The organism is Streptomyces sp. NPDC056600 (genome assembly GCF_042792855.1).
In the GTDB taxonomy this organism is placed as follows: Bacteria; Actinomycetota; Actinomycetes; order Streptomycetales; family Streptomycetaceae; genus Streptomyces.
Window position 1 is genome coordinate 59,453 of record NZ_JBHTVQ010000043.1, and the last position, 13,321, is coordinate 72,773.

General features: G+C 74.5%; 15 protein-coding genes. 10 read left to right on the plus strand and 5 right to left on the minus strand.

All coding sequences use genetic code 11. The annotated features are described in order from the left end of the window. Positions 1 to 249 precede the first annotated feature (249 nt). The 3 genes from ACFRAV_RS21300 to ACFRAV_RS21310 all read left to right on the plus strand — a co-directional run bounded on the left by ACFRAV_RS21300 (position 250) and on the right by ACFRAV_RS21310 (position 3,060). The gene (locus tag ACFRAV_RS21300) at positions 250 to 1,497 is read left to right on the plus strand and encodes a cytochrome P450 (protein WP_382557846.1); all 1,248 of its coding nucleotides are present in this window, start codon (positions 250 to 252) and stop codon (positions 1,495 to 1,497) included. A 62-nt stretch (positions 1,498 to 1,559) separates the two neighbouring features. Beyond that, on the plus strand, positions 1,560 to 1,862 hold the full coding sequence (locus ACFRAV_RS21305) for a hypothetical protein (RefSeq protein ID WP_382557847.1): 303 nt from the start codon (positions 1,560 to 1,562) through the stop codon (positions 1,860 to 1,862). 91 nt (positions 1,863 to 1,953) lie between these two features. Continuing rightward, positions 1,954 to 3,060, plus strand: coding sequence for a winged helix DNA-binding domain-containing protein (locus tag ACFRAV_RS21310; RefSeq protein ID WP_382557848.1), 1,107 nt, complete (start codon positions 1,954 to 1,956; stop codon positions 3,058 to 3,060). 215 nt (positions 3,061 to 3,275) lie between these two features. Here the strand turns inward: ACFRAV_RS21310 and ACFRAV_RS21315 are convergent, their stop codons facing one another. Both ACFRAV_RS21315 and ACFRAV_RS21320 read right to left on the minus strand, forming a co-directional pair. Then, positions 3,276 to 4,703 carry an alpha/beta fold hydrolase gene (locus ACFRAV_RS21315; protein ID WP_382557849.1) on the minus strand — a complete coding sequence of 476 codons (1,428 nt, stop codon included), beginning with the start codon at positions 4,701 to 4,703 and terminating at the stop codon, positions 3,276 to 3,278. Positions 4,704 to 4,723: 20 nt separating this feature from the next. Beyond that, on the minus strand, positions 4,724 to 6,214 hold the full coding sequence (locus ACFRAV_RS21320) for a DHA2 family efflux MFS transporter permease subunit (protein WP_382557850.1): 1,491 nt from the start codon (positions 6,212 to 6,214) through the stop codon (positions 4,724 to 4,726). Between the two features lie 170 nt (positions 6,215 to 6,384). Here ACFRAV_RS21320 and ACFRAV_RS21325 point away from each other — a divergent pair, with 170 nt between their 5' ends. The 3 genes from ACFRAV_RS21325 to ACFRAV_RS21335 all read left to right on the plus strand — a co-directional run bounded on the left by ACFRAV_RS21325 (position 6,385) and on the right by ACFRAV_RS21335 (position 8,277). Next, entirely contained in the window at positions 6,385 to 6,708 is a 324-nt protein-coding gene (locus ACFRAV_RS21325) for a 2Fe-2S iron-sulfur cluster-binding protein (protein WP_382557851.1), read from the plus strand. Next, positions 6,708 to 8,012 carry an NAD(P)/FAD-dependent oxidoreductase gene (locus tag ACFRAV_RS21330; RefSeq protein WP_382557852.1) on the plus strand — a complete coding sequence of 435 codons (1,305 nt, stop codon included), beginning with the start codon at positions 6,708 to 6,710 and terminating at the stop codon, positions 8,010 to 8,012. Before ACFRAV_RS21325 ends, ACFRAV_RS21330 begins: the two co-directional genes overlap by 1 nt. Positions 8,013 to 8,136: 124 nt before the next feature. Further along, entirely contained in the window at positions 8,137 to 8,277 is a 141-nt protein-coding gene (locus ACFRAV_RS21335; RefSeq protein WP_382557853.1) for a hypothetical protein, read from the plus strand. A gap of 293 nt (positions 8,278 to 8,570) precedes the next feature. Here the strand turns inward: ACFRAV_RS21335 and ACFRAV_RS21340 are convergent, their stop codons facing one another. The 3 genes from ACFRAV_RS21340 to ACFRAV_RS21350 form a co-directional block, all read right to left on the minus strand. Then, entirely contained in the window at positions 8,571 to 8,696 is a 126-nt protein-coding gene (locus ACFRAV_RS21340) for a hypothetical protein (RefSeq protein WP_382557854.1), read from the minus strand. Between the two features lie 112 nt (positions 8,697 to 8,808). After that, the gene (locus ACFRAV_RS21345) at positions 8,809 to 9,984 is read right to left on the minus strand and encodes a hydrolase (RefSeq protein WP_382557855.1); all 1,176 of its coding nucleotides are present in this window, start codon (positions 9,982 to 9,984) and stop codon (positions 8,809 to 8,811) included. Next, positions 9,981 to 10,472: an SRPBCC family protein gene (locus ACFRAV_RS21350; RefSeq protein WP_382557856.1), complete on the minus strand. Its 492-nt coding sequence runs from the start codon at positions 10,470 to 10,472 to the stop codon at positions 9,981 to 9,983. The genes ACFRAV_RS21345 and ACFRAV_RS21350 overlap by 4 nt, the downstream gene beginning before the upstream one ends. A 226-nt stretch (positions 10,473 to 10,698) precedes the next feature. Here ACFRAV_RS21350 and ACFRAV_RS21355 point away from each other — a divergent pair, with 226 nt between their 5' ends. The 4 genes from ACFRAV_RS21355 (at position 10,699) to ACFRAV_RS21370 (ending at position 13,266) form a co-directional block, all read left to right on the plus strand. Continuing rightward, positions 10,699 to 11,484: an SDR family NAD(P)-dependent oxidoreductase gene (locus ACFRAV_RS21355; protein ID WP_382557857.1), complete on the plus strand. Its 786-nt coding sequence runs from the start codon at positions 10,699 to 10,701 to the stop codon at positions 11,482 to 11,484. A 63-nt stretch (positions 11,485 to 11,547) separates the two neighbouring features. Continuing rightward, positions 11,548 to 12,096 (plus strand): flavin reductase family protein, encoded by a 549-nt coding sequence (locus tag ACFRAV_RS21360; RefSeq protein WP_382557858.1) that lies wholly within the window; start codon positions 11,548 to 11,550, stop codon positions 12,094 to 12,096. After that, a complete protein-coding gene (locus tag ACFRAV_RS21365) occupies positions 12,093 to 13,064 on the plus strand; it encodes an MBL fold metallo-hydrolase (protein WP_382557859.1) in 972 nt (323 codons plus the stop codon). The genes ACFRAV_RS21360 and ACFRAV_RS21365 overlap by 4 nt, the downstream gene beginning before the upstream one ends. Positions 13,065 to 13,110: 46 nt before the next feature. Beyond that, positions 13,111 to 13,266: a hypothetical protein gene (locus ACFRAV_RS21370; protein ID WP_382557860.1), complete on the plus strand. Its 156-nt coding sequence runs from the start codon at positions 13,111 to 13,113 to the stop codon at positions 13,264 to 13,266. Positions 13,267 to 13,321 lie beyond the last annotated feature (55 nt).

Genomic DNA, 13,321 nt, shown 5'->3' on the forward strand with positions numbered 1-13,321 from the left:
TGCCCACCGCCTCCTCGCTCTTCCCCAGGGACGGCCGGATGCCCCGCGCCTGGTGCGAGCACCGGTTCACCGACCTGCGCCGCTGGAGGGACCACGAGAGCGGCGGCCACTTCCCCGCGCCGGAGCAGCCCGGCCTGCTCGTCGACGAACTGCGCTTCTTCCTGGCCCCGTTGGCCAGACGGGCCGCCGTGACAGCCCGCCGTGACGGCCTGACCCGCCCGATCCCCATCCAGACCCGGAGGCACTGCCATGACCGCCCGATCAACCGGGGTGAGCGACGAGGAACTCCCCGTCTTCCCCTTCCCGGACACGAGTTACCGGGGTCCGGACCCGCTCTTCACGCGGCTGCGCGAGGAGCGTCCCGTGGTGCGCGTGCGCTGGAACGGCGGCGGTCACGCCTGGATCGTGACCCGCCACGCGGACGTCCGGCAGGTGCTGGACGACACCCGCTTCAGCCGGGCCGCCTCCTACGCGCCCGACGCCCCGAAGTTCAGCGGTCTGTTCCAGGCGCCGCCCGGGATGATCGTCTCGCTCGACCCGCCGGACCACACCCGGCTGCGCGTCCTGGCCGAGCAGGCGTTCTCGCCCGCCCGGATCGAGGGCATGCGACCGCGGGTGCGCGAGATGGCCGGCAGGCTGCTCGACGTCCTGGAGAAGGAGCCGGACGGCACGCCGGTCGACCTGGTGGAGGGGTTCGCCGCGCCGCTGGCCATGGGCGTCATCTGCGAACTGCTCGGCGTCCCGGAGGAGGACCGGGCCCAGTTCCTGGTCTGGGTACGGCAGATCGCCGACGTCTCCGGGCCCGAGGAGCCGGCCGTCGAGGGCCGCGAGAAGCTCGGCGCGTACATCGCCGGGCTGGTGGGCGGCAAGCAGGCGGCGCCCGCCGACGACGTGCTGTCGGCGCTGATCACCGCACGCCACGGCGAGGACCGCCTCGACTTCGGCGAGCTCGTCGGTCTGGGCTACACCCTGCTGGGCGGCGGCTTCGACTCGGCCGCGGGCCAGATCTCCAACTTCGCCCTCACCCTGCTCGACCGCCATCAGGACCTGTGGCGCCGGCTCGGCGAGCACCCCGAGGAGGTGCCCGCAGCGGTGGAGGAGCTGCTGCGCACGGTCAACCTGACCGGCAACGACACCTCGGGCATGCCCCGGATCGCCACCGAGGACGTGGAGATCGGCGGGGTGACGATCCCCGCGGGCGACGCCGTCTTCCTCTCCTTCGCCTCGGCCAACCGCGACGCCGCGGTCTTCGCCGACCCCGAGTCGGTGGACTTCACCCGGGCCGACAACCCGCACCTGGCGTTCGGCCACGGCATCCACCACTGCCTGGGCGCGCCGCTGGCCCGGGTGGAGCTGGCCGTCGCGCTGGAGGAGCTGACCCGCCGGTTCCCCGACGCACGCCTGGCCGTGCCGGAGGGCGAGCTGCTGTGGCGGGCCGGCGACGTCAACCACAACCTGGTCAGCCTCCCCGTTCACCTCGCAAGGAGCACCGTCTGAGCACCGTCGAGCTGCCCGCCGTCAGCCGGGAGGTCCGCCTGGCGGCCCATCCCGAGGCCGAGGTGACCCTGAACCACTTCGCGTTCGCCGAGGCCGAGGCCGGGCAGCGCGGGGGCGACGGCGGCAGCCCGCGGCTGCCGCTGATGCAGGCCATCACCAAGGACCTGACGCTGCGCGGCTTCGCCACGCTGCACACCCCCGACCAGATCGAGGAGTGGAACGCGCGGTTGGGTCCGTGGCTCGCCGAGGGGCGCATCGTCCTCCCGCACACCGTCGTCGAGGGCGGCACGGCCGCGCTGCCGGAGGCCTTCCTCGCCCTCCAGGAGCGCCGGTACAGCGGCACGGTGCTGGTGCGCATGAGCTGAGCGGCGGTCGCGGTACGACGGTGGCGTCCCGGGCACGGTCCGGGACGCCACCGTGCTGTCATGAGTGGACCCGAGGAAGGAACGACTTGTCGTGACGACGGCAGACATGAAGGTGCTGGACCGGCGTGCCCTCAACCGGGCGCTGCTGGCACGGCAGTTGCTGCTGGAGCGGGCGACGCTGCCGGCCGCGGGAGCGGTCGCGCACCTGGTGGGCATGCAGGCCCAGGCGCCGAACCCGCCCTACGTCGGCCTGTGGACCCGGCTGGCCGGCTTCGCCGTGGAGGACCTGGCGTCACTCGTCCGCGGCCGTGCGGTGGTACGCCTGGTGCTGATGCGCGGCACGATCCACCTGGTGACGGCCGACGACTGCGTCGCGCTGCGGCCGGTCCTGGCGGGCGCGCTGCGGCAGGGGCTCAAGGGCGCCTTCGGGCGCAAGCTCGAGGGGCTGGACCTGGAGAAGGTGGCGGCGCTGGGGCGCGAGCTGCTCGAGCGGGAACCGCTGACCCTCGGCGGCCTGGGCGAGCGGCTCGCCGAACGGTGGCCGGAGCGCGACCCGTTCGCCCTGGCCAACGCCGTGCGTAACCTGGTGCCGCTGGTTCAGGTGCCGCCGCGCGGACTGTGGGGCGAGAGCGGCCAGGCCGCGCACACCACCGCCGAGGCGTGGCTGGGCCGGCCCCTTGCCGGGCAGGACGCCCCGGACACCATGATCGAGCGCTACCTGGCCGCGTTCGGCCCGGCCTCGGTGAAGGACATGCAGGTGTGGTCCGGCATGACCCGGCTCGCGGAGGCGGTGAAGCGGCTGCGGCCGCGGCTGGCGGTCTTCCGCGACGAGGGCGGCCGCGAGCTGTTCGACCTGCCCCAGGCGCCCCGCCCCGGCGCGGACACCCCTGCCCCGGTGCGCTTCCTGCCGGACTTCGACAACATCCTGCTCTCGCACGCCGACCGCTCACGGATCCTCACCGAGGGGCAGCGGTCCCGGGTGTTCACCCGCAACGGGCTGATCCGGCCGACGTTCCTGGTGGACGGCTTCGTGGCCGGCATGTGGCGCCTGGAGCGGACGCGCGGCGCCGCCGCCCTGGTGCTGGAGCCGTTCGGCCCGCTGCGGGAGGCCGACCGCGAGGCGCTGGCGGAGGAGGGCGGCCGGCTGCTGGCGTTCGCCGCGGGGCCCGCCGCCTCGCACGAGGTCCGCTTCGCCTGAGCCCTCCCCGACCGCGCGGCGCACGGGAAGGGGGAGGGGCCGGTCCACCGGTCCCTCCCCCTCGTCATGACCGTGCCGCGCCCGTCAGGCGTCCCGTACCGGGGAGCGGGGCAGCGGTAGGACGAGCCGGCGAGGGGGAACGCAGGGGGCTCCTGGACCCCATCGGTCACGTTCGGGACAGCACCTCCACAGGTGGCACGGTGGTGCGGCGCCGGTCAGCCGGCGTCGGCGGGGACGTCCGGGCGCGGGGTGCGGCCCGGGCAGGAGGAACGCGGGGGCGGCAGGACGCCGTCCACGAGGTAGGCGTGGACGATCTCGTCCACGTGCGGGTTGCCGCCGAGCACGTAGACCTCGTGCTCCCCGGAGTCCTCGACGGTCAGCAGGTGGTGGCCCAGGAGTTCGGCCATGGCGACGCCGCCGTCGTAGTGGTCCATCGGGTCGCCGTCGGCCTGCACGATCAGCCCGACGGGGTATCCGTCGCGGGCGATGACGGTCGGCTCCTCGGGGGCCTCGAAGGCGCGGAAGGCGCCCACCCAGGGGGACGCCTTCAGCACGCCGTACCCGTACGGGAAGCGCTTGCGGAACTCCCGCATGTCCTGGAAGAAGACCTCGAGGTCGGACGGCCAGGCGTGCTCGAGGGTGATCGCCTCCAGCACGCCGATGCGCAGGTCGCCCTCGCTGTCGGCGGGCCGCCAGGTGCCCTGCTCGGCGAGGAGTTCGCGGCACGCGCCGACGTCGCCCGCCCCGGCGGCCCGGCGGACCTCGTCGGTCAGCGTGGCGAGGGTGGCCCACTGCCCGCGGTCGGCGGCCCGGTTGCCGACGGCGCCGTCGAAGAGGGTGCGCAGCCGCACGCCGTCCTCGGGGAGCCGCTCGAGGGCCGCGACGGCCTCCTCGACGCTGCCGAGGACCCGCTCCGCGCAGTCGCCGAGGCCGAACGCGCCGTCACGCGCGCCCGCCCAGGCCGCCCACAGGTCGACGTTGCGCTGCACGGCGTCGCCCTGCTGGAGGAACTGCTCGCGCCAGGTCCAGTGGGGGCCGACGCAGGAGTCCAGCACCAGCCGGTCGAGCGAGGCGGGGAAGAGGCTTCCGTAGACGGCGCCGACGTAGGCGCCGTACGCGTAGCCGACGAAGTTGATCTTCTCCTCGCCGAGCACCGCGCGGATCACGTCCATGTCGCGGGCCGTGTTGCGGGTGCTGATGTGCGGGCGCAGGTCTCCGCCGGCGCGGGCGCATGCCTCCTCGCGCAGCCGCATGTCCTCGGCGATCGCCTCGAAGGCCTCGTCCGGGGGCCGGGAGTCGAAGGGCACCTTGGGCACGGTGACCTCGGCGTGGAGGTTGGTCGACGCGCCGATGCCGCGCGGGTCGAAGCCGATCAGGTCGTACACCTCGGCGAGGGGGGTGACGGCGTAGGCGTCGGGCAGCTCCCTGCCGCGTCCCCAGTCACCGCCGGGCCCGCCGTTGACCCCCAGCAGGATGCCGCGTCGCCGGGCCGGGTCGGTGGCCCGGCGGCGGGTGAGCGCGAGGGTGATCCGCTCGCCCTCCGGTGCGGCGTAGTCGCGGGGGACCTCGATCGTCGCGTGCTCGACCTGGTCCGTTCCGGGTGCGGGCGACCAGTCGGGCCGCTGAGTGTTGTACCAGCTCACCACCGCAAACCTCCCTCTCGTCAGGCCGCCACCTTCTCGGTGTCGCCTCGAGAGGGGGTGGACTGCTTCCGGACCGGCACCAGCAGGGCGGCCGTCAGACCGGCCAGCGCGAACAGGGCGGCCCCGGTGAGCGCCAGGCCGTAGCCGGAGGCGAGCGCCTCGGGCGCCGGGGCGCCGGCCGCCGCCCGGGTGTCGGTGCGGGAGGCGGCGAGGGCGGCCAGGGTGACCAGTCCGACGGCGCTGCCGAGCTGGCGGGTGGTGTTCAGCAGCCCGGAGGCCAGACCGGTCTGGTGCGGTGCGAGCCCGGCGGTGGCCGCGTTGGTGGTGGCGTTGAGGACGGCGCCCATGCCGAGGCCCAGCAGGGCGCTCGGGCCGAGGATGTCGGTGAGGTAGGCCGAGCCGGCGTCCACCCGGGAGAGCAGCAGCAGTCCGCCGGCGGCGAGGGCGAGGCCGCCCAGCAGGATCGGCCGCGGGCCGAAGCGCGGCACGAGGGGCGCGATGCCCCAGCCGCCCAGGGCCATGCCGAGCGACAGCGGCAGGTAACTGAGCCCGGTGCTGAGCGGGCTGTGGCCGAGGACCTGCTGGAGGACCAGCGTGAAGAAGTAGAAGGTGCTGAAGAGGGCGGCGATCCCGAAGAAGGCGACCAGGTTGGCCGCCGCCACCGACCGGTTACGGAAGATCGCCAGCGGCACCAGGGGGTGGCGGGCGAACCGGGCCTGGATCAGCAGGAAGGCGGCGAGCAGCAGCACGCCCGCCGTGAGCGGGACGAGTACCCGGGCCGAGCCCCAGCCGTACGCGTGCGACTGGGAGACCGCGTACACGGCGGACATCAGGCCGAGAGTGACGGTCACCGCGCCGGGCAGGTCGAGGCGTGCGGAGGAGTCCGCGCGGCGCGGGCGCGTCTCGGGGACGGCCGTCCACACCCCGGCGAGCAGCAGCAGCCCGATCGGCACGTTGACCAGGAAGATCCAGCGCCAGGAGAACCATTCCACGACCACCCCGCCGACCAGCACGCCGATCGCGCCGGCGGCGCCGGAGACGGCGCTCCACCAGCCGAACGCCCGTGCCCGGGCCGCCGATTCGGTGAAAGTGGTGCCGAGCACGGTCAGGGTGGCGGGCGCCATGACGGCGGCCCCGAGCCCCTGGAAGGCGCGGGCGAGCACCAGGGTGAGCGGCGCGTCGGCCGCTCCCCCGACCAGGCTGGCGAGGGTGAACAGGCCGACCCCGCACAGGAAGACGCGGCGCTGGCCGAACAGGTCCGCCAGCCGCCCGCCCAGCAGCAGGAACCCGCACACCACCACCGTGTAGGCATTGTTGACGAACTGGAGATTGTGCCGGGTGAAGCCCAGCTCGTCGGCGATGACGGGCAGCGCCACGTTCACCACCGAGGCGTCCAGCACGTTCATGAACTGGCCCAGGCAGCAGGCGGCGAGCACCAGGCCCAGGCGTGGTCCGCGCACGCCCCCGCGGGGGCGTGCGGCCGCCCGGTCCGTCGTATCGGTGACAGTCATGCCGGGCACGCTCCGCCGCTCCGATGGACCGGCGGTGGTGACCGGCTGGAGCGGCCCCGACGGTCCAGAAGCCCTCCACCGCCGCTGAAGGCGGCGTCGCCACAGTTCGGATGCGTAACCCGCGCACGGATGGCCGATGTTGCACGGACGACAGCTCAGGAGACCCCGCCATGGCCAAGATCACTTATAAGCATCCGAACGGAACAGTCACCGTCGTCGACGTCGAGGCTCCCAACACGGTCATGCGCGGAGCCAAGCTGAACAACGTCGACGGCATCGAGGCGCAGTGCGGAGGGTCCGCCCAGTGCGGCACCTGCCACGTGTACGTCGACAGCGCGAACACCCTGCCGCTGCCGGTGATGGACGAGATCGAGGACGACGTCCTGTACGGCACGGCCTGCGAGCGCACCGAGTTCAGCCGCCTGAGCTGCCAGCTGCCGGTCACCGAGGAGCTGGACGGCCTGCTGGTCCACCTGCCCGAGGCGCAGAGCTGATGGCGCCGCACGCGGTGGTGGTGGCGGGCGCGGGCCAGGCCGGCCTGGAGACGGCGGCCGCGCTGCGGGCCCGCGGGTACACCGGGCGCGTCACCCTGGTCGGCGACGAGCCGTCCGGCCCCTGCCTCCGGCCCCCGCTGTCCAAGGGCTACCTGACCGGCGCGGTGCCGGCCGACGACGTGCCCCTGCGGCCCGCCTCGTTCTACGCCGAGCAGGACATCGAGCTGCTGACCGGCACGACGGTGGTCTCGGTCGACCGGGAGCGCCACACGGTCCTGCTGGACTCGGGCCTGCGTCTGCCGTACGGCGCGCTGGTCCTGGCGACCGGCTGCCGCCCGCGCCCGCTTCCGGTGCCCGGCGCCTCGCTGACCGGGGTGCGCACGCTGCGCGGCCTGGCCGACGCGGAGGTGCTGCGGCACGCGCTGCAGGGTCCGCCGCTGCGCCTGGTCGTGGTCGGCGCCGGGTTCGTCGGCCTGGAGGTGGCGGCCACCGCGCGCGGCCTCGGCCACGAGGTGACCGTGGTGGAGAGCGGGCCCCGGGCGCTGGCCCGCGCGCTGACGCCGGCCGTGTCCGACCGGATCGTCGCCGAGCACCGCGCGCGGGGCGTGCGGGTCCTCACCGGCCGTCAGGTCGCGGTGCTGCACGGCGACGACGAGGAGCGGGTCCGCGCGGTGGAGCTGGCGGACGGCGAGCGGCTCGACGCCGACCTCGTGGTGGTCGGCATCGGGGTGCTGCCCCGCACCGGTCCGGCGCTCGCCGCGGGTCTGGCGGTCGAGGACGGCGTCGTGGTCGACGCCGGCCTGCGCACCGCGGACCCGGACATCTGGGCGGTCGGCGACTGCGCCTCCTTCCCCGAGTCGCGCTCCGGCCGCCGGCTGCGGCTGGAGTCCGTGCAGAACGCCACCGACCAGGCCCGCTGCGTGGCCGCCGCGATCTGCGGCGAGCCGCACCCGTACACGGCCGTGCCCCGCTTCTGGACCGAGCAGTACGCGCTGCGGGTGCAGATGGCGGGGCTGACGTCGGGTCACGACGAGACCGTCACCCTCGGCGACGTGGAGGGCGGCCGGTTCTCCGTCCTGTGCTTCCGCGAGGGCCGGCTGATCGGCGTCGAGTCCGTCAACCGCCCCGCCGACCACGGGATCGCGGCGCGGCTGCTGGCCGCGGGCACGGCGTTGTCGCCGGCGGCGTGCCGCGAGCCCGGCTTCGACCTCAAGAAGCTTCCCCGCGCCCCCCACACCCCCACCTCCCCCACAGCGTCACCGTCCGGTCCGAGATTTGAGGAAAGGCTCTCCGTCCACGCCTGAGACCCACTCCGCCGCCGCGGCGTCCGCGTTCGGCCACGCTGAGGCTGCTCGGCGTGCTGTTCGCCGTGCTGACCGTCCTGACGGGCGTCGGCCGCGCCGGACCGCGCCGGACCGCGCCCAAGCGGTGCACCTGGGCAAGGTCTCCGGCACCGTTTTCAGCACCGAGGCGCACGCGTTCGTCTTCGTCGAGGCCGGCGTCCCGCCGCAGGGCCCCACCGAGGTCGGCTCCACCGCCACCTGGGTCTCCCCTCCCCCGGCCTCCTGACCCTCCGCTCCCCGTGCCCGGCTCCTCCCCGGAGCCGGGCACGCCCATGTCCACCCCGGCCCTGCCGGCGGCCACCTCCCCGCCCCTGCGGGCGGCTGGGCCGCCCAGAGGGCGGCACGGGCGGGCGCAGGGGCGGCTCCTCCGCGGCGAGCGGCTCGCCCCACCCCGCGCAAGCCCCGGGCGGCCCCCTCCGCACGCAAAGAACCCCGGCCCCTCGGAAGCCGAGGGAACCGGGGCCGCCCCACCCGTACGGGGAGAGTCCGCTCAACTCCCCCGCACCACCGGCAGAGACGTCAGCGTGTGGCGCGCAGGCTGCTGCAGACCGGGGCGGGGCCCCGGTAGCTGGAACCGCTGAAGGGGAAGACGCCGGCCACCGGGCAGCCGCCGCCCTGGGGCGCCGTCTCCTGGGTGACGGTCACGATCGATCCTCCGCTGGGGTGTACAGGTACGGGAAGGGAACGGTGGGCGGCGGCGGGGGCCGAACGGCCGAAGGGGCGCCCGCGGTGGGACGCCCCCTGTGCCCGCCGGCCCTCACCCCTCGGGGCCGAGCAGGACCGCCGAGTAGTTCTTGCGTGCCGCGGTGTCGTACTGCAGGGCGACGTGGCTGGTCGCGGACGTGATGTCGCGCCAGTGGCGCTGCAACGGGTGCTTCTCGCCGAGCCCGCCGGTGCCGGCCGCTCCGACCAGCAGCGTGACGGCCTCGCCCAGGATCTCGGCGGCGAAGGTGGCGTTGCGCTCGTTGCGGGCCATGTGCTCGGGGGTGAACAGCCGCCCGTCGAGGACCTGGGCGTTCTGCTCCACCAGGTGGCGCGCGGCATCGACGCGGCCGGAGGCGCGGACCACGGTCAGCTCGGCCGTCTGGGTGCGGCGGCGTCCGGTGACCGAGTCGGCGACGGCGGCCAGCGCGCCGGTCGCGGCGCCGGCCACGGGCGCGATGAAGGTCAGCCCGCCGACGGCCTGGAACGGCACGTTGTGCGAGGGCACCGGGGAGAAGCCGTTGCGGCCGGTGAGCATGTCCGTGCGGTCGAACGTCAGGTGCTCCGGCACGAAGGCGTTCTCGACGACCACGGTGTGGCTGCCGGTGGCGCGCATCCCGATGCTGTCCCAGGTCTCGAGCACGCTGTACGCCCCGCGCGGCAGGGTGAAGAAGCGCAGCTGCGGCGGTCCCTCACCGCCTCCGCCGGGAACGGCGGCGCAGACCATCACCCAGTCGGCGAAGTCCACGGCGCTGACGTACGCCCAGCGGCCGGTGAGGCGCCAGCCGCCGTTCTCCGGGACGGCCCGGCCGGCCGGCACGAGCCCGGTGGCGACGACGGTGTCGGGCCCCGCGCCCCACAGTTCCTGGTGCCCGGCCTCGGGCAGGTGGGCGGCGAAGCGGGCCGAGTAGGCGGCCAGCGAGGCGCACCAGGCGGAGGCGGCGCAGCCCTCGCCGACGGTCATGACGGCCCGGGTGAGCTCGGCGAAGGTGCCCTCGGTGCCGCCGAAGCGGGCGGACACGAAGTGCCGGGCGAACCCGGCCTCGCGGATGCCGTGGGTGACCTCGCGGTAGAGGCCGCGCGCGGTGTCGGCGTCCGCCGCGTGGGCGGCGGCCAGGTCCCGCAGCCGGACCGCGGCGTCGGCGAGCCCGGTCGACGGGGCGGCGAGGGATGCGGGCGCCGTGGAGACGGAAGCCGGCGCGTGGGCGGCGACGCCGGTGTCGACGCTCACGCGGCCGGTCCGTTCGCGACGGCCCGCTCGAAGCGCTCCAGCGTCTCGCCCGGGCTGGGTCCGTCGAGGGCCTTGAACACCCGCTCGGCGCCCGGGCCGTGGTTGTCGAGCTTGACGTGGGCGAGCGACACCTTGGTGTGCCCCTCGTCCACGGCCTCGAAGTCCACCTCGATCTCGCTGGCGCCGTCGTCGGTGGGGATGGACTGCCAGTTGGGGTCGATGCGCCAGGTCATGACGAGCCGCCGGCCGGGCTCCCACTCGAGGATGCGGCCCCAGGCGATCTCCGTGCCCTCGACGTCCCACTCGTAGTAGCGCCCGCCCACGCCCGGCTCGAAGGCGAGACCGGCCCGCTCCTTGCGGACCAGGACGTGGCTCGGCGGCCACCAGTCGGCCGGCCGCTCGGTGAAGATCCGGAAGCTCTCGTCGGGCGTCGCCGCGACGGTCACCGTCTTCCTGACATCAGGCAGCGTCTGCGTCTGCTCGGGCACGGGGCCTCCTCGCTCAGGCCGGGTGTCCGCCCGGCCACGGCATCGATTACGCCCAACCTGACGGCCCCGGCTAGGCCGCGTGTCGAGCCACGCTCGAACGTCTGTCCTCCAGGGGCGCTCCACCGCGGGCCGAGAACCCCGCAAGGCGGCGGGCCCACCGTCGAGCCGAAGTGGAGCGGACCGACGAGCCGCACGAGCGAGCCACACGAGCGATGGGGAGAACGCGATGACAGACGTGCAACGACGGGTCGCCTTCGTCACCGGCGCGACCAGCGGGATCGGCCTGGCCGTGACCGAGTTGCTGGCCGGGCAGGGGGTCGCGGTGTTCGGCGTGGCCCGCGACGCGGAAAACGTGCGCACCCTGGTCAAGGAGCAGCGCGAGCTGGGCCGCGAGGTGTCGGGGACGGTGTGCGACGTGACGTCCCCGGCGCAGATCCAGGAGGCGGTGCGCGCCGCGGTCGCCGAGTACGGGCGCATCGACATCCTCGTCAACAACGCGGGGCGAGGCGGCGGCGGTGTGACGGCCGAGCTGTCCGACGCACTGTGGGACGACGTCATCGAGACCAACCTCAACGGCACCTTCCGGGTGACCCGCGAGGTGCTCTCCACCGGGCTGATGCGCGAGGGCTCGTGGGGCCGGATCATCAACATCGCCTCCACCGGGGGCAAGCAGGGCGTCGAGCTCGCCGCGCCCTACTCCGCGTCCAAGCACGGCGTCATCGGCTTCACCAAGGCCGTCGGCAAGGAGCTGGCCCCGACCGGCATCACCGTGAACGCCGTCTGCCCCGGCTACGTCGAGACGCCGATGGCCCAGCGGGTCCGGCAGGGCTACGCGGGCCACTACGGGGTCAGCGAGCAGGAGATCCAGGAGCGCTTCAACGCGAAGATCCCGCTGGGCCGTTACTCGACACCCGAGGAGGTCGCCGGACTCGTCGGCTACCTCGCCTCGGACACGGCCGGTTCCATCACCGCGCAGGCGCTGAACGTGTGCGGCGGGCTCGGCAACTACTGACCGCCGCCTCGGACGGACGACCGGACGAGTGAACGAGTGGACGAGCTGAAACGGAGTACCGACATGACCCCCGCTGTGACCGCCGGCGCCACGCTGGCCGAACCGGACGTGGCCTCCTTCCGGGCCGCGATGGGCCGGTTCCCGACCGGCGTCACCCTGCTCACCCAGGGCAGTGGCGACGAGACGATCGTGATGACCCTCAACAGCCTGACCTCCGTCTCCCTCGACCCGATGCTGATCCTGGTGTCGGTCAAGGCGGACGGCCGGATGCGCCCGCGCATCTCGCGCTCGGGCAGCTACGCCGTGAACCTGCTCACCGACGCGCAGCGTGACCTGGCGCAGGAGTTCTGCCGGCCCGACCGCCCGGAGGGGCACGCCGCGATGCGCCGGCTGTCCGCCGTGGAGGGGGTCACCGGCAACGCCGTGCTGCCCGCCTCCGAGGCGTACGTCGAGTGCGTGCTGCACGCCGAGCACGAGGCGGGCGACCACACGCTGCTGATCGGCCGGGTGGTGGCGCTGTCCGGCGGCGCGCCCGCGCCGGACCCGCTGCTGTTCCACCTGGGCCGGTTCGGCTCGCTGCCCGCCGCCGAGGCGCCGAGGGCCGCCGCGTGACGGCGCCGGCCCCGGCCGCCCCCGCCGCCCCGGCCGCCCCGGCCTCCCCCGGGGCGGCCAAGGCGGCGCCGGGCAGCCTGACGCGGGTCGCCGACGACGTGTACGCGTATGTCCAGCCGGAGGGCGGCTGGTGCCTGAACAACGCGGGACTCGTCGTCGGCGGCGGGCGCTCGGTCCTCGTCGACACGGCGGCGACCGAGGAGCGGGCCCGGCATCTGCGCGCGGAGGTGGAGCGCGTGGTGCCGGCGGGACCGGACTACGTGGTCAACACCCACTTCCACGGCGACCACACCTTCGGCAACGGCCAGTTCGTCCCGCGCGCCGTCGTCGTCGCGCACGAGGGGACCCGGTCCGACATCTGCGAGGCGGGCCTGGGCCTGCGGCACCTGTGGCCCGGCGTGGAGTGGGGCGACACGCCCCTGACCCCTCCGGACCTCACCTTCCGCGACCGCCTCACCCTGCACGGCGACGACGGCCCGCGCACCGAGCTGTTCGACGTGGGCCCGGCCCACACCCCGAACGACGTCGTCGCCTGGGTCCCCGAGCGCGGGGTGCTCTTCACGGGCGACGTCGTCTGGTCGGGGGTGACGCCCTACCTCCTCATGGGCTCGATCACCGGTTCGCTCCAGGCGCTGGCCCGGATGCGCGTCCTCGCCCCCGAGGTGGTCGTCCCCGGACACGGGCAGGTCGGCGGCCCCGAGCTGCTGGACGAGACGGAGGCGTACGTGCGGTGGCTGGCGGAGCTCGCCCGCGACGGGCTGCGCCGCGGAGTGAGCGCGCTGACCGCCGCCCGCGAGGCCGACCTCGGCGCGTTCGCCGGCCTGCTGGACTCCGAGCGCCTGGTGGGCAACCTGCACCGGGCGTACGCGGAGCTGGAGGGGCTGGCGCCGGGCGCCCGGATCGACGTCGCCGAGTCCTTCAAGGAGATGGTCGCCTTCCACGGAGGCCTGCCCTCCTGTCACGCCTGACCGCCTCGAGCGGAGAGAAGACCTGCCCACCGAAAAGGAGTCGTCGATGGAGACGAATCTGCCGGACCGCGAGAAGACCGCCGCTGCGACCCTGCCGCCCCTCGGCGATCCACGCGAGGCACCCCGCTGGGTGGCCTGGCTGCTCGCCGGGGACCTCGACGACGACGGCTCGGAGCCGCACATCTGCCGCGGCATCGACTGAGCGCCGCGGCACATGGATGAGGGGCCCTCCGTCGGAGGGCCCCTCATCCATGTGC